The following is a 23,359-nucleotide window of genomic DNA, read 5'->3' as shown; positions in this document are numbered from 1 at the left end:
CGGGGCCGCGGTCGGCCGAGGTCGGTGCCACGAACTAGGATCAGAGGGTGGCTGGCAGGATCGCGCGGAACGACATCGACGAGGTCCGCTCGCGTGTCAACATCGCCGACGTCGTCGGCGACTACGTCACGCTGAAGAACGCGGGCGTCGGCTCGATGAAGGGGCTCTGCCCCTTCCACGACGAACGCTCCCCGTCGTTCCACGTCCGGCCCCAGGTGGGCCGGTACCACTGCTTCGGCTGTGGTGAGGACGGTGACGTCTTCAGCTTCATCATGGCGCAGGACCACACCACCTTCGCCGAGGCCGTCGAGCGCATGGCAGCGAAGATCGGCTTCACCCTGCACTACGAAGAGGGCGACGGGCCGCGCACCGACTACAACACCCGCGCCCGGTTGATCGCCGCCAACGAAGCCGCGCTCGAGTACTACACGGCGCAGCTCACCACCGCCGCGGCCGACCCCGCACGGCGGTTCCTGGGGGAGCGCGGGTTCGACCCCTCGGCGGCGCAGCACTTCGGTGTCGGCTTCGCGCCGAAGTCGTACGACATGCTCAAGGACCACCTGCGCGGTCGGGGCTTCACGCTCGAGGAACTCACCTCGGCCGGGCTCGTCAGCCAGGGTGACCGGTCGCCGTACGACCGGTTCCGCGGGCGCCTGATGTGGCCCATCCGCGACGTCACCGGGGCGACGATCGGGTTCGGTGCCCGGCGCCTGCTCGACGACGACAAGGGCCCGAAGTACCTCAACACGCCCGAGACCCCGATCTACCACAAGAGCCAGGTGCTCTACGGGCTCGACCTGGCCCGCCGCGACATCTCGAAGCAGAAGCAGGTCGTGATCGTCGAGGGCTACACCGACGTCATGGCCTGCCACGTCGCCGGCATCACCACCGCGGTCGCCACGTGCGGCACCTCGTTCGGCGTCGACCACATCAAGGTGCTGCGCCCGATGCTCGGCGACCTGGCCGGTGCCGACCCGAACGCCAACGGCGAGGTCGTCTTCACGTTCGACCCGGACGAGGCCGGGCAGCGAGCCGCCTCTCGCGCCTTCGCCGAGGAACAGCGGTTCGCCGCGCAGACCTTCGTCGCCGTGGCGCCCGGTGGCCTCGACCCGTGCGACCTCCGGCTCGCCCGCGGTGACGACGCCATCCGCCGCCTCATCACCAACAAGCGTCCGATGTTCGAGTTCATGATCCGCCGCACGTTGGAGGGCCACGACCTCGAGACGGTCGAGGGTCGCGTCGGTGCCCTCCGCGCCGCCGCCCCCGTGCTCGCCGGCATCCGCGACCGATCGCTCACCCAGGGCTACGTCCGTGAGCTCGCCGGGTGGCTCGGCATGGACATGCCCGAGGTCCGCCGAGCGGTCGAGACCGCGCGTCGGCGCGCGGGGTCGACGGACGATCGGCCAGGAGGCCCGGGGCGCGACGGTCGCGCCGGTCACGCCACCGACGGGGCCGGTGTGGTCGAGGAGCCCGTCGCCGGGATCCGCTCGCTGCCGAACGACCCGATCAGCCGCATGGAGCGTGACGCCGTGATGGCGATGGTGCAGCAGCCGACCTCCGTCGGAGCGCCGCTGCTCGGGCTCGCCGCGTCCGCCACGTTCTCGGCACCGATGCTCGCGGTCGTGCGGGACGCCGTGGTCGCCAACGTCGACGTCATCGGGGCGCAGGACTGGCTCGACCGGTTGCTCGCCGACGTGCCGACACCGTTGCGCACCCTCACGCACGAACTGGCCCTCGCGCCGATCCCTGCCCGGAACGCCGAGGACCTCGCCGCGTACTGCCGGAGCATCGTCGTCGCCCTGGTCGAGCGGGACCTGCTCGCCCGCAAGGCCTCGCTGCTCGGACAGCTGCAGCGCGCGGACCCGCACGAGCAGGCCGAGCGTCGCGCCGAGATCCAGCGGCAGCTCGTGGACATCGACGCGCAGCGGATGCGGTTGCGCGCCGACGCCGAGGCGTCCTAGCCCCCGGGCCGCCCGGGTGCCCGGGTGCCCAGCCGTGTGCGGTTCGTCCAGGTTCCGAAATCTGCACATCTGGCCGCACTCGAGCGGCTCTTCGTGGAACCTCGGTGAGCACGAGTGCCGCGGTGACGCGACCGCACAGCGTGACCGAGGCCGTGCGGGGCGACCATGTCGGCGAGGTGACGGTCGCGGTGGAGGTGTGCCGGGCCTCCCGGTCGGCGCGCCGAGGTTCCACAACACGCCGCGTGCGCTCCGCCGAGGTTCCGATGCCGGGCCGGACGAGCGTCGACATGCCGAGATTTCGGAACCTGGAGCGAGGCCGGGCGGGGGCGCGGCGAGGCGGGATCGCAGGCGGGGCGCGCGGGCGGGCGGGACGTGGCCGGTCGGCGGAGGCAAGGGGGCTGGGGGCGGGCCTCCCGGTCGGCGTGCCGAGGTTCCACAACACGCCGCGTGCGCTCCGCCGAGGTTCCGATGCCGTGCCGGGCGAGCGTCGACATGCCGAGATTTCGGAACCTCGGGCGAGCCGGAGGCGGGCTGAGGCAGGGCTGAGGCGGGGCCGGAGGCGGGGCTGAGGCCCGCCGGGAGCGGGGCCGGGCGCGCTCGGGCGGCGCGTTGCACGGCGCAACTTTCGTGTGCGGCGCGCCGGTTCGATGCGCACAAATGATGCATCACGCGACGGGTGCTTGCATTACAGCGGTGTAAACAAATCGCTCCCGGTTCGATCTGTTCCGTGACAGGGTGATACCAATGAGCGTTCCTGGCCGGGCACACAGACGTTCCACCCGCCGGTCAGGACACTTGCACCCATCTTCAAGAGAGGCATCGAACATGGCATCCGTGTTCAAGAAGCACACAGCCACGTGGGGCAGGCGCGGCATCGCGCTCGGCGCCGGAGCAGCAGCGACGGCGCTGGTGCTGACCGGCTGCGCGAGCAGCAGCGTGAGCGACACCGAGCTGAACGGCCTGAGCATCGGGACGACGGACAAGGTCACGTCCCTCGACCCGGCCGGTTCCTACGACAACGGCTCCTTCGCCGTGCAGAACCAGGTCTTCCCGTTCCTGATGAACACGCCCGTCGGCAGCCCGGACGTCGAGCCGGACATCGCGACGAAGGCGGAGTTCACGAACCCGACCACGTACGAGGTCACCCTCAAGGACGGGCTCGAGTTCGCGAACGGCAACAAGCTCACCTCGAGCGACGTGAAGTTCTCGTTCGACCGTGAGCTGAAGATCAACAACGAGAACGGTCCGCAGTCGCTGCTGGCCAACCTCAAGAGCATCGACACCCCGGACGACACGACCGTGGTGTTCAACCTCGACCACGCCGACCAGACCTGGCCGCAGGTGCTCTCGAGCCCCGCCGGTCCGATCGTCGACGAGGACGTCTTCAGCGCGACGAAGCTCACCAGCGCCGACGACATCGTCAAGGGCAAGGCGTTCGCCGGGCAGTACCAGATCAGCTCCTACAAGGAGAACCAGCTGGTCCAGTACAAGACGAACCCGAAGTACGACGGCCTGCTCGGCAAGGCGAAGACCGACGAGGTGACGGCCAACTACTACACCAAGGAGACCGACCTCAAGCTCGCCGTGCAGCAGGGCGACGTCGACGTGGCGTACCGCTCGCTGACGCCGACCGACATCTCGGACCTGCGCAAGGACGACGACCTCAAGGTCACCGACGGCCCCGGCGGCGAGATCCGCTACGTGGTCTTCAACTTCAAGACGCAGCCGTTCGGCACCGGTCAGGACGACGCCGACGAGGCGAAGGCCCTCGCCGTGCGCCAGGCCGCCGCTGACGTGGTCGACCGCGCCGCCCTGGCGAAGGAGGTCTACAACGACACCTTCACGCCGCTGTACTCGATGGTGCCGGACGGCCTCACCGGTGCGGTCCAGCCGTTCAAGGACATGTACGGCGACGGCGACGGCGGCCCCGACGTCGACAAGGCGAAGAAGACCCTCGCCGACGCCGGTGTCTCCGGCAAGGTGCAGCTCGACATCCAGTACGCGCCCGACCACTACGGTTCGGCCTCGGACGACGAGTACGCGCTGCTGAAGACGCAGCTCGAGGACTCGGGCCTGTTCACCGTCAACATCCAGTCGACGGTCTACACGACCTACGCGCAGGAGCGCACGAAGGACGCGTACCCGGAGTACCAGCTCGGTTGGTTCCCGGACTTCTCCGACGCCGACAACTACCTGTCGCCGTTCTTCACCAAGGAGAACTTCGTCCAGAACCACTACGACGACTCGGTCATCCAGGACCTCATCGCGAAGGAGCAGGCGGAGTCCGACCCGGACAAGCGTGCCGACCTGATCGAGCAGGCCCAGGAGCGCGAGGCATCGCAGATCTCGACGCTGCCCCTGCTGCAGGGCAAGTCCGTCGCCGTCGCCGGCAAGGACGTCAAGGGCCTGACCCTCGACGCCTCGTTCAAGTTCCGGTACGCCACCCTCAGCAAGTAGCACCACGCCCCTCGCGCAGGCCGCGGGCGTTCCCACGAGGAACGCCCGCGGCCTGCGCACCGGCATGAAAGGCACCCCTCCCCGTGACCCTGAGCACCCCAGAGGCGACCCAGGACGTGAACGGCACCGATCCGACCAAGCCACAGGCACAACGTCGTGCCAAGAGCAGTGGCGGCGGACTCGGCCGGTACATCCTCGTCAGGTTCCTCCTCATCATCCCGACCGTCTTCATCCTGGTGACGCTCGTCTTCTTCCTGATGCGCGTCATCGGGAACCCGATCACCGCGTCGGTCGGCGGTCGACTCACCCCGACGCAGCTGCAGGAACGCCTGCACGCCGCCGGGTACGACCGTCCCGTGCTCGTGCAGTACTTCGAGTACCTCGGCAACATCCTGCGCGGTGACTTCGGCAACGCGTCGACGGACAACCGGCCGATCACCGAGATCATCCTGCAGTACGGCGGCGCGACCGCCGAGCTGGTGTTCTACGCCCTCGTCGTCGCGCTCGTGCTCGGCATCCCGCTCGGCATGCTGGCCGCGTACACGCGCGACAAGTGGCCCGACGTGCTGCTCCGCGCCCTCGCGATCCTGACCTATGCGACCCCGGTGTTCTTCGGTGGCCTGCTGCTGAAGCTCGTCTTCTCGGTGTGGCTCGGCTGGCTGCCGCTCGGCGACCGTGCCTCGACCAGGGTGGAGCTCATCCTGGACGGCATCCCCGGTGCGAGCGGCATCTACATCATCGACGCGCTCCGCACCGGCAACGCCGCCGTCATCGGCGACGTGCTGCAGCACGCGGTCCTGCCGGCGCTGACGCTCGGGCTGCTGACCGCCGGCATCTTCCTGCGCCTGGTGCGCGCGAACATGATCGGGTCGCTCGGCTCCGAGTACGTCGACGCGGCCCGCTCCCGCGGTGTCCGCGAGTCGCGGCTGGTCCGGACCCATGCATTCCGCCCCGCGCTCGTGCCGATCATCACCGTGATGGGCCTGCAGATCGCGATGCTGCTGGGCGGTTCGGTCCTGACCGAGACCACCTTCGGGTGGCGCGGCCTGGGCTTCGAGCTGAACCAGTACCTGTCGGCCCGTGACTTCGTCGCGGTGCAGGGCATCGTCGCGATGCTGGCGGTGATCGTCGCGGTGACCAACTTCATCGTCGACGTCGTCGCCGCCCTGATCGACCCGAGAGTGAGGTTCTGACGATGGCCGACACCACCCTCGTCGACCGCCACGAGCCGCTCTGGAAGCGGCTGCCCGTGGTGGTCCAGCTCCGCAAGAGCACCGGCTGGCAGCGCGCCATGCTCATCGTCGGCGTGGTCATCTGCGCCCTGTACCTGCTCGTCGCGGTGTTCGCGCCGCTCCTGGCCCCGTACGGCTTCGGCCAGCTGCAGGGCGCGGACGGCGAGAGCTTCCCGCGCACCGGCGCTCCGAGCGCCGAGCACATCTGGGGTACCACCGTCGGCGGGTTCGACGTGTTCAGCCGGGTCGTCTACGGCGCCCGCACCGCGGTCCTCGTCGTGATCGTCGCGGTCGTCGTGTCGATCATCGTCGGCGTCCTGCTCGGCCTGGTCTCCGGCTACCTGGGCGGCTGGCTCGACCGGGTCCTGGTCGTGGTCGCCGACGCGATCTACGCCTTCCCCTCGCTGCTGCTCGCGATCGTCGTGTCGATCGTGATCTCCGGCGGCAACTCGAGCTACTCGGGCGGCATCATCGCGGCGGCGATCTCGATCACCGTCGTCTACGTGCCGCAGTACTTCCGGGTGGTCCGTGCCGAGGCCGTGCGCCTGAAGAACGACGCGTTCGTCGAGTCGGCGCGCGTGATGGGCACGAACCCGTGGCGCATCATGATCCGGCACGTGCTGCGGAACTCGACGCGGTCCCTGCCGCTCATCCTGACGCTGAACGCCAGCGACGCGATCCTGACCCTGGCCGGCCTCGGCTTCCTCGGGTTCGGCATCGGTCCGACGTCCGGCGCCGAGTGGGGCTACGACCTGAGCCGTGCGCTGTCCGACGTCGCGAGCGGCGTCTGGTGGACCGGTGTCTACCCGGGTGTCGCGATCGTGGTGCTCGTCCTCGGGGTGACGTTCATCGGCGAGAGCCTCAACGACATCTCCGACCCCCGTCTGCGTGCGCGCCGACGGCTGAAGCAGCTGGTGTCCACGCGCGACGCGCGCAACACGGCCACCGCGGATGGAGCGGGCGCATGACGACCGACACCGAGAACGCACCCGTCGTCGTCGTCGACGACCTGACCGTCACCTTCGCCACCGACGGTGGCGCCGTCGACGCGGTCAAGGGCGTCAGCCTCGACGTCCGTCCCGGCGAGGTCCTCGCCCTGGTCGGCGAGTCCGGCTCCGGCAAGTCCGTCACCGCTCGCGCGATGCTCCGGTTGATGCCGGAGACGGCGACGCTCGGCGGCGCGGTGCTGCTCGACGGCACCGACGTGGTGAGCGTGGGCGCGCAGAAGCTCCGCAGCCTGCGGGGGACCGCCGGGGCGATGGTCTTCCAGGAGCCGTCGACGGCCCTCAACCCGGTGTTCACCGTCGGGTGGCAGATCGCCGAGGGGCTCCGCGCCCACGGCGGGATGTCGAAGAAGGAGGCACGGGCGAAGGCGATCGACTACCTCGGTCGCGTCGGCATCCCCGACCCCGAGACCCGCGTCGACCACTACCCGCACCAGTTCTCCGGTGGCCAGAAGCAGCGTGTGGTCATCGCGAGTGCGCTCGCGCTCGAGCCGAGCGTCATCATCGCCGACGAGCCGACCACGGCGCTCGACGTGACGGTGCAGGCCGAGATCCTCGACCTGCTCCGCCGGTGCCGCGACGAGTTCGGCACGGCGATCGTGATCATCACCCACAACATGGGCGTGGTGGCCGACCTGGCCGACCGCGTCGCCGTGATGTACCAGGGCGAGATCGTGGAGGAGGCGTCGGCGACGGACCTCTTCGCGCGGCCGCAGGCCGACTACACGAAGCGGCTCCTCGCCGCGGTGCCCCGGCTCGAGGCGTCGACGGGCACCGCCCGCCGTGCCGCGATCACCGAGGACGTCACCCCGCTGGTCGAGGCGAAGGGGCTCGAGATCGAGTACCCGGGTCGCCTCGGTTCGCCCGCGTTCAAGGCCGTGAAGGGCGTCGACCTGGCGATCCGTCCCGGCGAGGTCCTCGGGCTGGTGGGGGAGTCCGGTTCCGGCAAGACCACGATCGGGCGCGCGATGGCCGGCCTGACGAAGGTCACCGGCGGGTCCCTGAAGGTCCTCGGTGCGGAGATGCTCGGCTACCGCGAACGGGACTTCAAGCACCTGCGGAAGGACATCGGGTTCGTGTTCCAGGACCCGGCGACCTCGTTCAACCCGCTGCTCACGATCGCCGAGTGCGTCGCCGAGCCGCTGGTCGTCCACAAGGAGGTGTCGAGTCCCCGTGCGGCCCGCCAGCGCGTCGACGAGCTCCTCGAGGCGGTCCAGCTGCCGAAGGCGTACGGCGACCGCTACCCGCACGAGCTCTCCGGCGGCCAGCGTCAGCGCGCCTCGCTCGCCCGGTCGCTCGCGCTCCGGCCGAAGCTGCTCATCGCCGACGAGCCGACGAGCGCGCTCGACGTGTCGGTGCAGGCCCGCGTGCTGGAGCTCTTCCTCGAGCTCCAGCAGGACCTGGGCTTCGCGTCGCTGTTCATCAGCCACGACCTGGCGGTCGTGGGCGCGCTGTCCGACCGGATCGCCGTGCTCTACCGCGGTGACCTGGTCGAGGTGGGCACGACGGCGCAGGTCCTCGGCGCCCCGCAGCACCCGTACACGCAGCGCCTGCTGGCGTCGCTCCCGGTGCCGGACCCTGCGGAGCAGGCCGAGCGACGGCGTACGCTGGAGCAACTGGAGAACGCCGGGTCCTGACCCGACGTGACCCGCCCAGGAGGCCCGACCTGCGTCGTCGACGCACGCCGGGCCTCCTGGGCGGTCGCCTCCACAGCTGTACGCACGACGGTCCTGCCAGCGCGGTCCGTCGCGAACCGCCGCCAGGGGGCGGCGTGGAAGGGGACCCATGATCGCGGTCAACGGACCGGCGGTCGTCGCGGACGACGTGTCGATCGAGTACCGGGGCGGACGGGGGTCCGAGCCGATCCGCGCGGTCGACGGGGTCAGCCTGACCGTGCGGCAGGGCGAGATCCTCGCGCTGCTCGGGGAGTCGGGGTCCGGCAAGTCGACCTTCGCCGCCGCGATCGCGGGCCAGCTCGGGTCGCACGGCGAGGGCGACGGTGCGCTCCGTCGCCACATCGTCGGGGGCGAACTCACCGTCCTCGGCCAGAAGACCCGCGGTCTGCGCGGTTCGTCACGCAAGCTCGAGCGGTTGAGCGGACGCATCGGCTACCTGCCGCAGGACGGTGCCGACCGGCTCAGCCCGGACCTGACCGTCGGCGAGGCCATCGCCGAACCGATCTACCAGCGCGACCGCCGCTTCGACCGGAAGGAGGCCGGCTTGATCGTCGCCCGACTGGTCGACGCCGTGCACCTGCCGCTCGGTGTGATGCGCCTGAACACGTGGGAACTGTCCAGCGGGCAGCGGCAGCGCGTCGCCCTGGCGCGGGCCCTCGTGCTGGAACCGCAGCTCCTGGTCGCCGACGAGCCCGCCCGCGGCGTCGACGTGCTCGTGCGCCAGTCGGTGCTCGAGGCACTGGCGACCCTGCAGCGCAACCGGCAGTTCTCCGCCGTCGTGGTGTCCAGCGACCTGCGCGAAGCCGGTGCCCTGGCGGACCGCGTCGCCGTGATGGCCGACGCCCGGCTGGTCGGCCTCGGCACCTTCGACGAGGTCCTCGACAACCCCGTCGACCCCTACGTGAAGACCCTGGCCGCGACCGCGGCTCGCGGCGTCAAGCGACGTCCGGCGCCCACCGCCCCGCGCCGCTCGACGGCGCCGCGCCGACCGGTCGCCGCCGGCACCGGCCCCCGCACGGACCGACAGGAGAACCCGTGAGCACCGCCGCCCGAGGCCACCGCGCCGTCGTCCCGACCTCCGGCGCACCGTTGCCGATCGACGCGCCGCAGTCCGGTCCCGTCGCCGTGCTGCCGGAACCGACCGACCTGCACGTCACCGCGGTGACCGAGGCCGGCGGGACCGTCGCGCCGCTCGACGCCCAGACCCGCGGGCTCATCTGGCTGGACCCCCGCGACCCGTCCGGCCTCGCCGACGCGCTCGACGCCGCTCCGGGTGTCGGCTGGGTGCAGCTGCCGTTCGCCGGCGTCGACGCCTTCGCGCACCTCATCCAGGAGCACGGTGACCGCGTGCTCTTCACCTCGGCGAAGGGCGCGTACGCCGAACCCGTCGCCGAGCACGCCCTGGCCCTGACGCTCGGGACGCTGCGGGTGCTGCCGAAGCGCGCCCGCGCGTCCTCGTGGGCGACCGAGCCCGAGGGTGTGTCGCTGTACGGGCGCAACGTCCTCGTCATCGGCGCGGGCGGGATCGCGCTCGAGTACATCCGCCTGCTCGCCCCGTTCGACGTCGACGTCACCGTGGTGCGTCGCTCGGCCGACCCGGTGGACGGCGCCTCCCGCACCGTCACGACCGACCAGCTCGACGCGGTCCTGCCCGTCGCCGACGTCGTGATGATCGCGGCCGCCATGACCTCGGGCACCGCGAAGCTGTTCGGTGCGCAGCAGTTCGCGAGCATGAAGCCGTCTGCCCGGCTCGTGAACGTCGCCCGCGGGGGACTCGTCGACACCGACGCCCTGGTCGACGCCCTGCGCACCGGTGCGATCGCCGGCGCGGGGCTCGACGTCACCGACCCCGAGCCGCTGCCAGACGGCCACCCGCTGTGGTCGGAGCCCGGCGCGGTCATCACGCCGCACCAGGCGGACACCCCGGAGATGGTCGCGCCGCTGCTCGCCGAGCGGGTGCGGCTCAACACCACGGCGTTCCTCGCCGGCAGTGGCGAGGGGTTCGTCGGCGTCGTCGACCCGGTCGCCGGGTACTGAGGAACAGTGCTGCACCGGGGTCCGCGTCGCGGCGCGCCCGGGCGGCGTGTCCGATGCGGTGAGTGTCCCCACGGTGCTGCTATGCTGTTACCCGTTGTTCGCACGACATTCGCCAGCGGACAGTGATCCTCGATAGCTCAATTGGCAGAGCAGCCGGCTGTTAACCGGCAGGTTGTTGGTTCGAGTCCAACTCGGGGAGCGTCTGGCCCGGATCCTCACGGATCCGGGCCGTTTGCGTTTCCGGGGCGTTTGTGTTTCAGGGGGCGGTGCCCACGGCCGCCCGTCGTGCGGGCGCGCCGGTCAGGACGCGTGGGTGTCCGGCTCGATGCGGAGCGTGCCGTCACGGTTGTTGTCGTTGATCGTGCCGGTCTTGGTCACGTAGACGTCGAGGTAGTCGAGCCGGAAGTGGTCGAGCTGGTCGGCGTACTCGGACAGGAACTCCGTGACCTGGTGCGGCATGGCGCGGCGGTCGTCGTGCCCGACGACGATCGCGTCGAAGGGTCCGTACTGCGGCTTCTGCGTGCCACGCTCGGGCAGGTAGATCCGCCAGGTGTTCGCGCTGAACCGGGCGAACAGCACGCCCTCGGAGTCCTTGCCGCGCACCTGGAGCGCATCGGAGAGCAGGGCGATGCCGCTCGGACGGGACTGCGCCACCGCGACGCCGAGCCGTACCGCCGGCACGAGCAACGACGCCACGAGCACCGTGGCCACGATGCGACCGACGGGCGGGCGCACCGCGGCCAGCCGGGCGAACCCGATCGCCGCGAGCGCGATGACGAGCGGCATCCACGCGTCGTAGTAGTAGGGGAGCGAGACGTTCGCGACGATGACGTAGAAGACGAGGAAGACGCCGAGCGCGATGCCGAGGTACGCGACGAGCCGGTCCGGCCGGATCGCGAACGCGCAGACGACGCCGACGAGCAGCACCGAGAGCAGCAACCAGCCGGTGCCGGCCGCCAGGAACGCGAAGTTCGCCCACCACGGGGCCGCGGGGTAGATCGTGCCGAGGATCGTCGTCGGGTGTCCGTGCGCGTTCTGCTGCGCCTGGAACTTCAGCATGTGCCCGATGGCGGTGAACAGCCCCACCGGCAGGTACAGGAGCACGAACACGACCACGAACGCGACGCCGCCGAACAGTGCACCGACGCCCAGGTCGCGCCAGCGCCGGAACAGCAGCGGCAACGCGCCGATCGCGAGCACGAGCACCGCGGTCGAGACCTTCGACGTCACCGACATCGCGAGCAGCGCACCCGCGGCCGCGATCCACCAGCGGTTGCCGGTGCGCATCCAGGTCCAGGCGGCTGCGAGCGAGGCGACCGCGAAGAAGACCATCAGGGGCTCCAGCATCGCGAAGCGGTCGATCCGCGCGCCGATGACCGAGCCGGCCTCGGCCCAGCTGGCGCCGGACCCGCGCGGCGTGAGCCACCACGCGCCGGCGGCGAGGAGCCCCGTCCAGAACCCGACCTCGCGCCGCAACCAGACGAGCAGGACCACGCCGGTGCCGAGCATCGCGGCCGCGGCGACCAGGCGGGGCCCGAGCGGTCCCTGCCCGACGACGAGCTGCGCGATGCCGTACAGGTACTTCGCCGTCGGTGGGTGTTCGAGGTTGAGCGAGAAGTTGCCGTGCACGTAGGCCCAGCTCGCCCGCAGGTACACGAACTCGTCGTTGACGATGGTCGGGCGGCCGAGGTGCCAGACGGCGACGAACAGGGCAGCCACGGCGACGACCACGAGGGCGGCGACGCGGACGGGGCGGGAGTGCAGGCGGGGGATGAGGACCTCCAGGGCGGGGCGTGCCCGACCATCATCGCAGGAGCGGCCGTGCGGCTCCTGCCGGGCAGTTGCTGTTAGCGTTCACAGGTGCACCGATCCCGTCCGCCCCGCGCCGCGCTCCTCGGCGTGCTGCTCGCGGTCGTGGTCGCGCCGGTGCTGGTCGGGTGCAGCGGTGCCGGACCGGACACCGACTCGTCCGAGGAACCCACGAGTTCGGAGACCGGGCTCGGGTCGGGTGCCTCGCCGGTCGTGTTCGCGTTCGTGTGCGACGACGGCGACCCCGAGACCTACACGACGTACTCCGCGGTGTGGGAGGACGAACGGACCTCGTGCACCGCGAAGCGGCTCACGGGCTCGGTGCCGTCGGCGCAGCAGCAGGCCGCGGTCGACGCGGCCCGCGGTGACGCGACGCTCGTCGAGCTCGCGAGCACCTGCGCCGTGACCGGCACGGACCCGTGGACGTCGGCCGTGGCCGACGACGGCGCCGCGCACGTCGCCGCAGGGCTCCTGCAGTACTGCCCCGGGCACCCGGAGACCGACCACCTGCGCGACGCACTGTCGACGTACCGGAGCTGAGCCGGGCCTCCTGGCCGTCAGCCCTCGGGGTGGTCGCGACCCGGCAGCCACGACTGGCCCGGGCCGCCCCAGCTGTTCTTGCGGATCGCCTTCGCGACCTGCTTGCCGTAGGGGTGCACCAGGCGGTCGGCGTAGAGCCAGCCGTCCAGGTGGTCGTACTCGTGCTGGAAGACGCGCGCGAGCCAACCGTCGGCCCGGACCTCGAAGGGTTCGCCGTGCTCGTCGAACGCGCGGAGCAGTGCGCTGCCGGAACGTCGGAGCGGAAAGCGCTCGCCCGGCACGGACAGGCAGCCCTCGGACTCGTCGTCCTCGTCGAGCTCGTCGACCGACTCGGGGACCGGCGGGCTGATCCACAGGACGGGGTTCACGGCGGCGCCTCGGTGCAGCACCTCGTCGTCGTCGGTGTACGAGTACACGAACAGGCGCTTGCCGACGCCGACCTGGGGTCCGGCCAGCCCGACGCCGGGGGCGAGGTCCATGGTCTCGAACATGTCGGCGACGAGCGAACGGAGGTCGTCGTCGAACTCGGTGACCTCGGCTGCACGCTCGTGCAGGACGGGTTCGCCGGTGATGCGGATCGGGAGAACGGCCATTCACCCAGGTTATCCGGCACGGAACGGTAGCCTCGACGCGTGACGACGGACCTCCAGCTGCCGGACGCAGTGAGCAACCTCACGCCGTTCCAGGCGCTCATGATCCCGGTCGCGCTCATCGGTGCGGTGTTCCTGTCCCTCGGTGCGCAGTTCCAGAGTCGCGGCGTGCAGCGGGTCGAGGCACGGCTCGGGCGGCAGTCGAAGGGACTGAGCGTCCGGCACGTGGTCGGCCTGCTCTCGAGCGGCTCCTGGGTGCTCGGCACGCTGATGCTCGGCATCGCGGTCGTCCTGCAGCTGGTGAGCATCACGTTCGCGCCCCTGATCGTGGTGCAGCCCCTCGGTGCCGTCGCGCTCGTGATCACGACGTGGTTCTCGTCCCGGTCGTCGGGCGTGCCGCTGGGGCGTCGCGCGCGGCGTGCGGTGTGGACGTGCATCATCGGTGTCGCGATCTTCGTCGGCATCGCGGCCTTCGTCGGGCACGAGAGCGCCATCACCCGCCAGCAGCTCGTCACCGTCCTGGTGATCCTGGCCGTGGTGCTCGTCCTGGTGCTCGTGTCGTTCCGGCTCGTGGCCAAGCACAAGAGCGCGCTCTACTACATCGTCGGCGCCGGCGTGCTGTACGGCTTCGTGGCGACGTTGGCGAAGGTCGTGCTGAACCGCTTCGTGAACGGCACGTTCGACTGGTTGACGGTCCTGGCGATCGTCGGGGTGGTCGTGGCTGCGTCGCTCGGCGGGTACTTCGTGCAGAACGCGTACTCGAGCGGCTCGGCCGACCTGGTGATCGCGGGGTTGACGGTCATTGACCCGATCGTCGCGGTCGGGATCGGCGTCATCGTCCTCGACGAGGCGTCCGGGGCGCCGTGGGGTGCGGTCGCCGGGTTCGTGGTCGCGGCCGGCATCGCCATCACCGGGGTGTTCCTGCTCGCCAAGCACCACCCGCAGACCCGCGCCTGACCACGGTCGCACCGCGGTGCGGTGGCGACGACCCGGTCACCCCGGGGTACCACGGGGTCCTCCGCGCGGCTGACGCGGCAGCGGAACCAGGTGCGGTACCGTCGCAGTCCGACCAGCAATCGCCCACGAGAGGACGACGCCCGCCGTGTCAGGAGACGTCACCACCGCCACCGCCGAACCGACGGGTGCGACGGGCGGACACCGACCCTTGCGCGTCCTGATCGCCGCGGACACCTTCCCGCCGGACGTCAACGGCGCCGCCACCTTCGCCGAGCAGCTCGCCGTCGGCCTGGCCGAGCGCGGGCACGAGGTCCACGTCGTCGCCCCGGCGTCGAGCCGCCAGTACGGCACCTTCGACGAGGAGCACCAGGGCGTGACCCTCGTCGTGCACCGCCTGAAGTCGTACAAGTGGCCGCTGCACGCCTGGCTGCGCTTCGTGTGGCCGTGGAGCGTCAGGAAGTGGACCGGCCCGATCCTCGACGCCGTCAAGCCGGACGTCCTGCACATCCAGTCGCACGTCGTCATCGGTCGCGGCATCGTCCCCGAGGCGAACGCGCGCGGCATCCGGGTCGTCGCGACGAACCACTTCATGCCCGAGAACCTGCTCGAGTACACGCCGTTCGGCAAGTGGACGCTGCCGATCGCGCTGAAGATCGCGTGGAGCGACGCCGCGAAGACCTACCGGCTCGCGGACACCATCACGACGCCGACCAACCTGGCCGCCGACTACCTGCGGAAGGCCATCGCCGGGCAGCGGGTGCTCGCCATCTCGTGCGGGATCGACGCGTCCCGCTACGTCGCGCGCGAGGGCCGTCCGGCGAACAACGACATCGTGTTCGTCGGCCGGGTCGCGCCGGAGAAGAACCTCGACGTCCTGGTCCGCGCCGTGGCCCTGCTGCCCGGTTCGCTGGCGGCGACCCTGACGATCGTCGGCGACGGCGAGATGATCCCGAAGCTGACCGCCCTGGCGAAGGAGCTCGGGCTCGAGGACCGCGTCCGCTTCCTCGGGTTCGTCTCTGACGAGGCCAAGCGCACCGCCCTGACGAACGGCACCGTGTTCGCGATGCCCTCGACCGCCGAGCTCCAGAGCATCTCCTCGCTCGAGGCGATGGCGTCCGGACTGCCGGTCGTCGCCGCGGACTCGATGGCCCTGCCCCACCTGATCGACGGCAACGGGTACCTGTTCGTCCCGGGCGACGAGCACGACCTCGCCGCCAAGCTCGAGGCCGTGCTCACGGCCCCCGAAGCGGAGTACACGGCGATGCGGCAGCGCAGTACGGCCATGATCGAGGCACACGACATCAACCGCACGCTCTCGACGTTCGAGGCGCTGTATCGTGGGGAACCGGTGGCCTGAGGGTCGTCGAGGGGCGGTAGCCAAGCTGGTCAAGGCAGTCGGCTCATAACCGAACGATTCGCGGGTTCAAGTCCCGCCCGCCCTACGTGCACCTGCCGAGAAAGCGCGACACGTCGCAGCAAGAGGACCACAGCCCGACGCCCAACGTGACGTTCGAGGTGACCCGTGGTGGCACCGGCGTGCGCGTCAACGCCTTCCGCATCGGGTTCATGGGTGCCATCGGTGTGCTCGTCGCCCTGCTCGCCGGCACCATCATCGGCGAGCTCAGCACCGTCCTCGTCTACATCGGGGTCGCGTTGTTCCTCGCGCTGGGCATCGACCCGCTCGTGTCGTTCCTCGAGCGGATCATCCCGCGGTGGGCGGCGATCACGATCGTCGTGGTGGGCGTCCTCGGGGTGTTCGCCGCCGTCGTGTTCGCGGTCGTCCCGATCCTGGTCGAGCAGGCGACGAACCTGATCCAGAACTTCCCCGAGGTCGTCGACGACATCTCGAAGCAGCAGTGGGTGCAGGACCTGTCGAAGCAGTTCGCCGGGTCGTTCGACATCGACCACGCCCTCGAGTCCGTGCAGTCGTTCGTCGAGAACCCGGGCAACCTGCTGAGCGTCGGCGGCGGGATCCTGGCGGTCGGCAGCGGCATCCTTTCCGGGCTCACCGGCGTCCTCATCGTCCTCATCCTGATGCTCTACTTCCTCGCGTCGATGCGGGGGATGAAGCGTGCGGCGTACCGGTTCGTGCCGGCGTCCCGCCGCGAGAACTTCATCGACGTCAGCGAGCAGATCACCCAGGCGGTCGGTCGGTACGTCGTCGGGCAGGTGTCGCAGGCGCTCATCAACGGCATCCTGAGCCTGGTGTTCCTGCTCATCATCGGTGCACCGCTGCCGGTGCTGCTGGCGTCGTTCGCGTTCCTCGGGTCACTCATCCCGCTCGTCGGCACCCTCGGCGCCGCGGTCGTGATCTCGCTGCTCTGCCTGTTCGCGTCGCCCGCGACCGCCCTCGCCGCGGCGATCTACTACCTCGTCTACATGCAGGTCGAGGCCTACCTGATCTCGCCGCGCATCATGTCGCGTGCCGTGCAGGTGCCCGGTGCCCTCGTGGTCATCGCCGCGGTGGCCGGCGGCACGATCGGCGGCGTGCTCGGTGCCCTGGTCGCCCTGCCCGTTGCCGCGTCGGTCATCATCATCGTGCAGAAGGTCATCTACCCGCGCCAGGAGCTGGCGTGATCGACGCCGCCTTCGCCGCCCACGTCGCCGAACGCGATCGCTGGGCGCGCGGCCCCCGGGGTCCGCTCGCGCTCGTGAACGCCCAGCGCGTCGACCACCCGCAGCCGGTGTGGCCGGTGCCGGGCACCTGGGCGCCGACGGCCGGCGGCCTCACCGTGACGGCTGCCGCTGCCGACGGCGTCGTCGTGGACGAAGTGCCGGTGGGCGGCACCGTCCTCGTCGCCGGTGACACCGCCGTGGTGCCGTCCGTCGTCGTGTTCCCCGAGGGCTTCGCGGGCACCGTGTCCGGTTCGACGCTGCGCGTCTGGGACCCGGCCGCGGAGCCGATCCAGCGGTTCGCGCGGATCGCCCGGTTCGACCGGTCCGACGACTGGGTGCGGTCCGGCACGTACGTCCCGCTGGGGGATGGTCCCGGTGCCGACCGGGAGGCCCGTGGCAGTGTCCTCGACGCCGCCGGCGACGCCCTGCCGGTCTCCGGGCACATCGAGACGACCGTCGGCGGTACCACGGTCCGGTTCGTCGCGGTCCGGTCGGCAGCGTTCCGGGGTGCGCCCCGGCTGCAGCTCATCGTGCAGGACGCCACGAGCGCCCTGCCCGAGGACGACTCCGGCAGCACGTACTCGATGGGCCGGTTCCTGTACCTCGACGACCCGGGCGCCGCGGGCACGGTCGCGCTCGACTGGAACCTGCTGGTGCTGCCGCCGTGCGCGTTCTCGTACCAGTTCGCCTGCCCGATCCCGCCCGAGGAGAACCGCGTCAGCGTGCCGATCACGGCGGGGGAGCGGCACCCCGTCGACGCCGCGGGCACCGTCCTGCACTGAACCGGATCGCACCCGGCGAGGTCCTTGCCGTTCCCAGCCGGAACGCTGCATAATGGGCGTGTCCTGTCGGGACATCACAATCGCATACCGAATGGTTCCATGGCTCGCAGCCGCTCGGATCCTCCGCACCAGGTCGATGGGGAAGTCGCACCTGACGTATCGGAGGAACCGTGAACGGAACGACGACAGGAGTGCTCTACGTGCACTCCTCACCCCGCGCGCTCTGCCCGCACGTCGAATGGGCAGCAGGTCGCGCGATGAACCGCGCCGTGAACTTCTCGTGGCTCGACCAGCCGGCACAGGGCGGAGCACGTCGGACCGAGTTCACGTGGACCGGTGCGGTGGGTGCCGGTGCCGCGATCGCCTCCGCGCTGCGCGGCTGGGAGCACTTGCGCTACGAGGTCACCGAGGAGCCGACGACCGAGTCCGACGGCGGCCGCTGGATGCACACCCCCGACCTCGGGGTGTTCTACGCGCAGACCGACGTCACGGGCAACATGGTCATCCCCGAGGACCGCGTCCGCTACGCCATGGAGGTCGCGGGCAGCAACGCGCTCGAACTCCACCGCGAGCTCCGACTCGCCCTGGGCCAGGCGTGGGACGACGAGCTCGAGCCCTTCCGCCACGCGGCCGAGGGCAATCCCGTCGTCTGGCTGCACCGCGTCGGCTGACGCGCTGTCCGGCACTGGACGGTGCCACGGGATGACGGAAGCCCGCCCCGACGATGCGGGACGGGCCTCCTGGCAGGGTGCGACGGATCAGACGCTGCGGAACGCGACCACGGCGTTGTGGCCGCCGAAGCCGAACGAGTTGCTCACCGCGAGCAGGTCGCCGTCGGGCAGCGCACGCGGCTCGCGCGCGACGTCCATGACGATCTCCGGGTCCTGGTCGTGCAGGTTGATCGTGGGCGGTGCGACGCGGTTGTGCAGGGCGAGGACCGTGAACGCGGCCTCGATCGCACCGGCACCGCCGAGCAGGTGACCCGTCGACGCCTTGGTCGCCGACACGACGATGTCGTCGAGGTGGTCGCCGAAGACGCGACGCATCGCGTGGTACTCGGCGACGTCGCCGACCGGCGTCGAGGTGGCGTGCGCGTTGACGTGCACCACGTCCTCGCGGCTGGCGCCGGCGTGGTCGAGCGCCTGCAGGACCGCACGGGCGGCAGCGCTGCCCTCGGGGTCCGGTGCCGTGATGTGGAACGCGTCCGAGGTGATGCCGGCTCCGGCGACCTCGGCGTAGATCGTCGCCCCGCGGGCCTCGGCGTGCTCCTTCGACTCGAGGATGAGCGCCGCTGCGCCGTCACCGAGCACGAAACCGTCACGCGTGACGTCGTACGGACGCGACGCGGTCTCGGGGGAGTCGTTGCGGCGGGACAGGGCCTGCATCGCCGCGAACGCCGCCAGCGGCAGCGGGTGCAGGGCGGCCTCGGCGCCACCGGTGATGACGATGTCGGCGTCCCCGTCGGCGACGTGGCGGTAGGCCTCGGCCAGGGACTCGGTCGACGAGGCGCAGGCCGACAGGTAGGTGCGGGCGCCGCCACGGGCGCCGAACTCCATCTCGATGGCGGCGGCCGGGCCGTTCGCCATGAGCATCGGGACCGTCATCGGCAGGACCCGACGCGGACCCTTCTCGCGCAGGGTGTCCCAGGCGTCGAGCAGGGTGTTCACGCCGCCGATGCCGGTCGCCCAGTCGACGATGAGGCGCTCGGGGACGACGGACTCGGCGTCGATGCCGGCGTCGGCCCACGCCTCACGCGCCGCGACGAGCGACAGCTGCGAGGACGGGTCCAGGCGCTTCGACTCGGGGCGGGTGAGCTGGTCGGTGAGGAACCGGCGCGCCTGGCCGGCGAACTCCACGGGGAGCTCGAGCTCGGCGTAGCGCGGGTCCTCGATGCGGGTGATGCCGGACTTGCCGGCGAGCAGCGCGTCCCACGTTTCCGGGGCAGTCGCGGCGAGGGGTGAGATCGCACCGATCCCGGTGACGACGACGGTCTTCTTGGTCATGGAACGACGGTTCTTTCGTTGGGGAACAAGATGAGCGCCGCGGCCGACGGTGACCGCTGGCCGCGGCGCTCAGGAAGCTCGTGTCAGGCCTGGGCCTTGACGATGTAGTCGACCGCGTTGCCCACGGTCTTGAGGTTCTTGACCTCTTCGTCCGGGATCTTCACGTCGAACTTCTCCTCGGCGTTGACCACGATGGTCATCATCGAGATGGAGTCGATGTCGAGGTCATCCGTGAAGGACTTGTCGGCGGCGACGGTGTCGGTGGCGATACCGGTCTCGTCGTTGATCAGCTCGGCCAGGCCGGCGAGGACTTCTTCGTTGGACAGGGCCATGAGTTTCTCCTTGAGGGGGTGTCGTTTGACCGTGGACCAGCCTAGGGCACGCAGCGTGCTCGCGCCCGGAGGCTGGTCGGGGTGGTCGCGCGGGTGCGCGGCCGGGTGGGTTCAGGGGAGCACGACGACCTGCGCGCCGAACACGAGTCCGGCACCGAAGCCGATCTGCAGCGCGAGCCCGCCGGACAGCTCGGGGTGTTCCTCGAGCAGGCGGTGCGTGGCGAGCGGGATGCTCGCGGCGGAGGTGTTGCCGGTGGTGGTGATGTCGCGGGCGATCGTGACGGACTCGGGCAGGCCGAGCTGCTTCGCGAACTCGTCGATGATGCGGATGTTCGCCTGGTGCGGCACGAACGCGGCGAGGTCCTCGGGCCGGACGCCGGCGGTCTCGAGGGCTTCGCGGGCCACCTTGACCATCTCCCACACGGCCCAGCGGAAGACCGTCTGGCCCGCCTGGCGCATGGTCGGGCGGGGTGCGCCGGCCTCCCACTCGTTGTAGGTCGCGGTCATGCCGATGGCGTCCCACTTGGAGCCGTCGGAACCCCAGATGGTGGGGGCGATGCCGGGGAAGTCGCTCGGGCCGACGACGGCCGCGCCGGCGCCGTCACCGAGCAGGAACGAGATCGAACGGTCGGTCGGGTCGACCACGTCGCTGAGCTTCTCGGCCCCGACGACCAGGACGTGGTCGGCGAGTCCGGACTTGATGAACGAGTCGGCCTGGGCGATGCCGTAGGCGTACCCGGCGCAGGCGGCGCTGATGTCGTACGCGGCCGCGGGGGTGGCGCCGATCCGCTCGGCCAGCAGCGACGCCATCGACGGCGTCGCGACGGTGTGCGTCACGGTGCTGACCAGGACGACGCCGATCTGCGACGGCTCGATGCCGGCCTTCTCGATCGCCTCGCGCGCGGCGGTCTCGGCGAGGTCGACGGCCTCGACGTCCTTGCCGGCGCGCTTGCGGGTGATGATGCCGGTGCGCTGGCGGATCCACTCGTCGGACGAGTCGATCGGGCCGACGAGGTCGTCGTTCGGCACGACGTTCTCACCGCGGGCGGCGCCGAACGCCAGGATGCGGGTGAACTCGTGGCCGCGGCGCTGGGAGAGTGCGGGGCGTTCGGTCATGCGGATGCGTCTGCTTCCTGGCCCGCGCGCTGCAGCAGGTCTATCGCTGCGGGCAGGTCCTCGGGGGTCTTGATGGCGACGGACGGCGTGCCGCGCAGGCCGCGCTTCGCCAGGCCGACGAGGGCACCGGCCGGTGCGAGCTCGATGATGCCGGTCACGCCGGCGGCGGCGAAGGACTCCATCACCGCGTCCCAGTGCACGGGGTTCGCGATCTGCTGGACCATCAGGTCGACGAACCGGCGACCGTCGTCGACCCGGAAGCCGTCGGCGTTCGTCCAGATCGGCAGGGTCGGGTCCTGCACCGTGGCGGCGGCGGCGACCGGGGCGACCCGCTCGACGGCGGGGGCCATGTACCGGGTGTGGAACGCGCCGGCGACCGCGAGCGGGATCACGCGGGCCTTTGCGGGCGGGTCGGCGACGAGCGCGGCGATGGCGTCGGCGGCGCCGGCGACGACGGTCTGGCCGCCACCGTTGTGGTTCGCGGGGACGAGTCCGTGCTGCTGCAGTGCGGCCGCGACGGCGTCGGCGTCGCCACCGAGGACGGCGGCCATCGACGTCGGCTCGAGCGCAGCGGCGTCCGCCATGGCCCGGCCGCGCTCGGCGACCAGCGAGACGGCGTCGGTCGGTTCGAGGATCCCGGCGACCGCGGCGGCGGTGAACTCGCCGACCGAGTGTCCGGCGACCCCGCCGACCAGCGCACGGCGGCCGTCGGCGAGCAGGGCGTCGGCGGTGACGAGACCGGCGGCGACGATGAGCGGCTGTGCGAGCGCGGTGTCCTTGATGGTGTCGGCGTCCGACGTGGTGCCGTGCGCGGCGAGGTCCACCCCGATCGACTCGGACCACTGCCCGACACGTTCACGAACGGCGGCGTCCTCGAGCCAGGGGGCGAGGAAGCCGGGGGTCTGGGAGCCCTGTCCGGGCGCGACGACGACGATCACCGGACAATCCTGTCGCTCATGCACCGCGGGGCCCGTGTGGGCTTCCCACACGAAACCCCGCGTGACATTGTCGGTTCCCTACCGGCGCGGGGTGATCCGGCGTCGACCCGTGGCCGATTCCGACATGGCGCCGAGGATCAGGGCGGACTGCACGATCAGGGCGTCCCGCGCGTGCGTGGCGTCCCACCCGATGATGTCCGCGACGCGGCGCAGGCGGTAGCGGACGGTGTTCGGGTGCACGAAGAGCTCGCGCGCCGTGGCCTCGAGCGACCGCCCGGTGTCCAGGTAGCACCACAGGGTCTGCAGGAGTTCGGTGGACTGGTCCTTCAACGGCACGTAGATGCGCTGCACCAGGGCTGACCGGGCGAGCGGATCGCCGGCCAGGGCGCGTTCGGGGAGCAGGTCGTCGGCCAGCGCCGGACGCGGCACGCCCCGCCAGGCGCGTGCGACGGCGAACCCGGCGAGGGCCGCCTTCGCGCTGGTGGAGGCGTCGACGACCCCGGGGACCTCGTTGCCGAGGACCAGGTGGCCCTCGCCGAACAGCGGTTCGAGCGCCTGCGCGATGGCGGTGAACGACACCGGGTCCTCGCCCTCGGGCACGTCGTCCCGCGGGGTGGAGCGGCCGATCACCACGACGAGCCGCGAGCCCTGCACCCCGACGAGCACGTCGGCGTCCATGTGACGGGCGGTGCGGCGGACCTGGTCGACCTCGAGCTGCTTCGGCGCCGTGCCGACGAGCACTGCCACTTCGCCGTGTCCGTGCCAGCCGAGGGCCGCGATCCGGGACGGGAGCTCGTCGTCGTACTCGCCCGACAGGATCGAGTCCACCACGAGCGCCTCGAGTCGGGCGTCCCACAGCCCGCGGGCCTCGGCGGCGCGGGCGTAGACGTCCGCCGCCGCGAAGGCGATGTCGCGCGAGTACTTGAGGATCGCCTCCTGCAGCATCTCGTCGTCGGCGGCGCGTTCCTCGACCACGGTGACGACCACGCGGATGAGCTGCAAGGTCTGCTGCAGGCTCACCGAGCGCAGGAGTTCACGCGGAGCCGATCCGAAGACGTCGGCTGCGGCGATCCACGGCGTCGACGCGGTGCCCTCGAGCCAGCTGATGAACGAGGTGATGCCCGCCTGGGCGACGAGCCCGACAGCGGAGCGGCGCCCCGGTGGCATCTCGCTGTACCAGGGGAGGGTGTCCTCGAGCCGCTTGATGGTGGCGGTGGAGAGTTCCCCGGACACCTGACGGAGCCAGGAGAGCGCCCGCTCGCGCGCGCTCTCCTGGCTCTGGGCCTTGGACAGGCCCTCGGTGTCCGGT

The 23,359-nt window shown here is 71.0% G+C and carries 20 protein-coding genes and 2 tRNA genes; 15 read left to right on the top strand and 7 right to left on the bottom strand.

Annotation, left to right across the window (positions count from 1 at the left end):
• Positions 1-47 precede the first annotated feature (47 nt).
• The 8 genes from dnaG (at position 48) to EDF63_RS10070 (ending at position 10,566) form a co-directional block, all read left to right on the top strand.
• Positions 48-1,961, top strand: coding sequence for a DNA primase (gene dnaG, locus EDF63_RS10105; RefSeq protein ID WP_123312881.1), 1,914 nt, complete (start codon positions 48-50; stop codon positions 1,959-1,961).
• A gap of 825 nt (positions 1,962-2,786) precedes the next feature.
• Positions 2,787-4,418: an ABC transporter substrate-binding protein gene (locus tag EDF63_RS10100; RefSeq protein WP_123312880.1), complete on the top strand. Its 1,632-nt coding sequence runs from the start codon at positions 2,787-2,789 to the stop codon at positions 4,416-4,418.
• Between the two features lie 116 nt (positions 4,419-4,534).
• Positions 4,535-5,611, top strand: coding sequence for an ABC transporter permease (locus EDF63_RS10095; protein WP_123313142.1), 1,077 nt, complete (start codon positions 4,535-4,537; stop codon positions 5,609-5,611).
• A gap of 2 nt (positions 5,612-5,613) precedes the next feature.
• The gene (locus tag EDF63_RS10090; RefSeq protein WP_123312879.1) at positions 5,614-6,618 is read left to right on the top strand and encodes an ABC transporter permease; all 1,005 of its coding nucleotides are present in this window, start codon (positions 5,614-5,616) and stop codon (positions 6,616-6,618) included.
• The gene (locus tag EDF63_RS10085) at positions 6,615-8,291 is read left to right on the top strand and encodes an ABC transporter ATP-binding protein (protein WP_123312878.1); all 1,677 of its coding nucleotides are present in this window, start codon (positions 6,615-6,617) and stop codon (positions 8,289-8,291) included. The genes EDF63_RS10090 and EDF63_RS10085 overlap by 4 nt, the downstream gene beginning before the upstream one ends.
• 148 nt (positions 8,292-8,439) lie before the next feature.
• Positions 8,440-9,369, top strand: a complete 930-nt coding sequence (locus EDF63_RS10080; protein WP_123312877.1) for an ATP-binding cassette domain-containing protein — start codon at positions 8,440-8,442, stop codon at positions 9,367-9,369.
• On the top strand, positions 9,366-10,367 hold the full coding sequence (locus EDF63_RS10075; RefSeq protein ID WP_260233047.1) for a D-isomer specific 2-hydroxyacid dehydrogenase family protein: 1,002 nt from the start codon (positions 9,366-9,368) through the stop codon (positions 10,365-10,367). The genes EDF63_RS10080 and EDF63_RS10075 overlap by 4 nt, the downstream gene beginning before the upstream one ends.
• 126 nt (positions 10,368-10,493) lie before the next feature.
• Positions 10,494-10,566: transfer RNA gene (locus EDF63_RS10070), tRNA-Asn, on the top strand.
• A 101-nt stretch (positions 10,567-10,667) separates the two neighbouring features.
• Here EDF63_RS10070 and EDF63_RS10065 read toward each other — a convergent pair.
• On the bottom strand, positions 10,668-12,086 hold the full coding sequence (locus tag EDF63_RS10065; RefSeq protein WP_148061765.1) for a glycosyltransferase family 39 protein: 1,419 nt from the start codon (positions 12,084-12,086) through the stop codon (positions 10,668-10,670).
• A 141-nt stretch (positions 12,087-12,227) separates the two neighbouring features.
• On the opposite strand from EDF63_RS10065, the gene EDF63_RS10060 reads away from it, so the two are divergent.
• Positions 12,228-12,716 carry a hypothetical protein gene (locus EDF63_RS10060; protein ID WP_123312875.1) on the top strand — a complete coding sequence of 163 codons (489 nt, stop codon included), beginning with the start codon at positions 12,228-12,230 and terminating at the stop codon, positions 12,714-12,716.
• A gap of 17 nt (positions 12,717-12,733) precedes the next feature.
• Here the strand turns inward: EDF63_RS10060 and def are convergent, their stop codons facing one another.
• A complete protein-coding gene (def, locus tag EDF63_RS10055) occupies positions 12,734-13,309 on the bottom strand; it encodes a peptide deformylase (RefSeq protein WP_123312874.1) in 576 nt (191 codons plus the stop codon).
• A 39-nt stretch (positions 13,310-13,348) separates the two neighbouring features.
• Between def and EDF63_RS10050 the strand changes: the two genes are divergently transcribed.
• The 6 genes from EDF63_RS10050 to EDF63_RS10025 all read left to right on the top strand — a co-directional run bounded on the left by EDF63_RS10050 (position 13,349) and on the right by EDF63_RS10025 (position 18,332).
• Entirely contained in the window at positions 13,349-14,263 is a 915-nt protein-coding gene (locus EDF63_RS10050) for a DMT family transporter (RefSeq protein ID WP_185021365.1), read from the top strand.
• Between the two features lie 145 nt (positions 14,264-14,408).
• Complete coding sequence (locus tag EDF63_RS10045; protein ID WP_123312873.1) at positions 14,409-15,620, top strand: glycosyltransferase; 1,212 nt, start codon at positions 14,409-14,411, stop codon at positions 15,618-15,620.
• A gap of 10 nt (positions 15,621-15,630) precedes the next feature.
• Positions 15,631-15,705: transfer RNA gene (locus EDF63_RS10040), tRNA-Ile, on the top strand.
• A gap of 61 nt (positions 15,706-15,766) precedes the next feature.
• A complete protein-coding gene (locus EDF63_RS10035) occupies positions 15,767-16,840 on the top strand; it encodes an AI-2E family transporter (protein WP_311316883.1) in 1,074 nt (357 codons plus the stop codon).
• Positions 16,837-17,661 carry a DUF1684 domain-containing protein gene (locus EDF63_RS10030; protein ID WP_123312872.1) on the top strand — a complete coding sequence of 275 codons (825 nt, stop codon included), beginning with the start codon at positions 16,837-16,839 and terminating at the stop codon, positions 17,659-17,661. Before EDF63_RS10035 ends, EDF63_RS10030 begins: the two co-directional genes overlap by 4 nt.
• A gap of 170 nt (positions 17,662-17,831) precedes the next feature.
• Positions 17,832-18,332, top strand: a complete 501-nt coding sequence (locus tag EDF63_RS10025) for a DUF3145 domain-containing protein (RefSeq protein ID WP_260233046.1) — start codon at positions 17,832-17,834, stop codon at positions 18,330-18,332.
• An 87-nt stretch (positions 18,333-18,419) separates the two neighbouring features.
• Here EDF63_RS10025 and EDF63_RS10020 read toward each other — a convergent pair whose 3' ends face one another.
• The 5 genes from EDF63_RS10020 to EDF63_RS10000 form a co-directional block, all read right to left on the bottom strand.
• The gene (locus EDF63_RS10020) at positions 18,420-19,664 is read right to left on the bottom strand and encodes a beta-ketoacyl synthase (protein ID WP_123312870.1); all 1,245 of its coding nucleotides are present in this window, start codon (positions 19,662-19,664) and stop codon (positions 18,420-18,422) included.
• A gap of 83 nt (positions 19,665-19,747) precedes the next feature.
• Positions 19,748-19,996 (bottom strand): acyl carrier protein, encoded by a 249-nt coding sequence (locus EDF63_RS10015; protein ID WP_017886710.1) that lies wholly within the window; start codon positions 19,994-19,996, stop codon positions 19,748-19,750.
• Positions 19,997-20,107: 111 nt separating this feature from the next.
• Complete coding sequence (locus EDF63_RS10010) at positions 20,108-21,112, bottom strand: beta-ketoacyl-ACP synthase III (protein ID WP_123312869.1); 1,005 nt, start codon at positions 21,110-21,112, stop codon at positions 20,108-20,110.
• Positions 21,109-22,050 (bottom strand): ACP S-malonyltransferase, encoded by a 942-nt coding sequence (locus tag EDF63_RS10005; RefSeq protein WP_123312868.1) that lies wholly within the window; start codon positions 22,048-22,050, stop codon positions 21,109-21,111. The genes EDF63_RS10010 and EDF63_RS10005 overlap by 4 nt, the downstream gene beginning before the upstream one ends.
• A gap of 78 nt (positions 22,051-22,128) precedes the next feature.
• Positions 22,129-23,343, bottom strand: coding sequence for a CdaR family transcriptional regulator (locus EDF63_RS10000; RefSeq protein WP_111085717.1), 1,215 nt, complete (start codon positions 23,341-23,343; stop codon positions 22,129-22,131).
• Positions 23,344-23,359: the final 16 nt, after the last annotated feature.

It is taken from the genome of Curtobacterium sp. JUb34 (genome assembly GCF_003755065.1).
In the GTDB taxonomy this organism is placed as follows: Bacteria; Actinomycetota; Actinomycetes; order Actinomycetales; family Microbacteriaceae; genus Curtobacterium.
Note: the sequence above shows the minus strand (reverse complement) of the source record. Positions and strands in the feature narration are given on the sequence as shown.

Bases quoted from the DNA above. Each gene is read 5' to 3' on its own strand.
- EDF63_RS10100 (WP_123312880.1), top strand. From the start codon at position 2,787: ATGGCATCCGTGTTCAAGAAGCACACAGCCACGTGGGGCAGGCGCGGC.
- EDF63_RS10090 (WP_123312879.1), top strand. From the start codon at position 5,614: ATGGCCGACACCACCCTCGTCGACCGCCACGAGCCGCTCTGGAAGCGG.
- EDF63_RS10085 (WP_123312878.1), top strand. From the start codon at position 6,615: ATGACGACCGACACCGAGAACGCACCCGTCGTCGTCGTCGACGACCTG.
- EDF63_RS10080 (WP_123312877.1), top strand. From the start codon at position 8,440: ATGATCGCGGTCAACGGACCGGCGGTCGTCGCGGACGACGTGTCGATC.
- def (WP_123312874.1), bottom strand. From the start codon at position 13,309: ATGGCCGTTCTCCCGATCCGCATCACCGGCGAACCCGTCCTGCACGAG.
- EDF63_RS10020 (WP_123312870.1), bottom strand. From the start codon at position 19,664: ATGACCAAGAAGACCGTCGTCGTCACCGGGATCGGTGCGATCTCACCC.
- EDF63_RS10015 (WP_017886710.1), bottom strand. From the start codon at position 19,996: ATGGCCCTGTCCAACGAAGAAGTCCTCGCCGGCCTGGCCGAGCTGATC.
- EDF63_RS10010 (WP_123312869.1), bottom strand. From the start codon at position 21,112: ATGACCGAACGCCCCGCACTCTCCCAGCGCCGCGGCCACGAGTTCACC.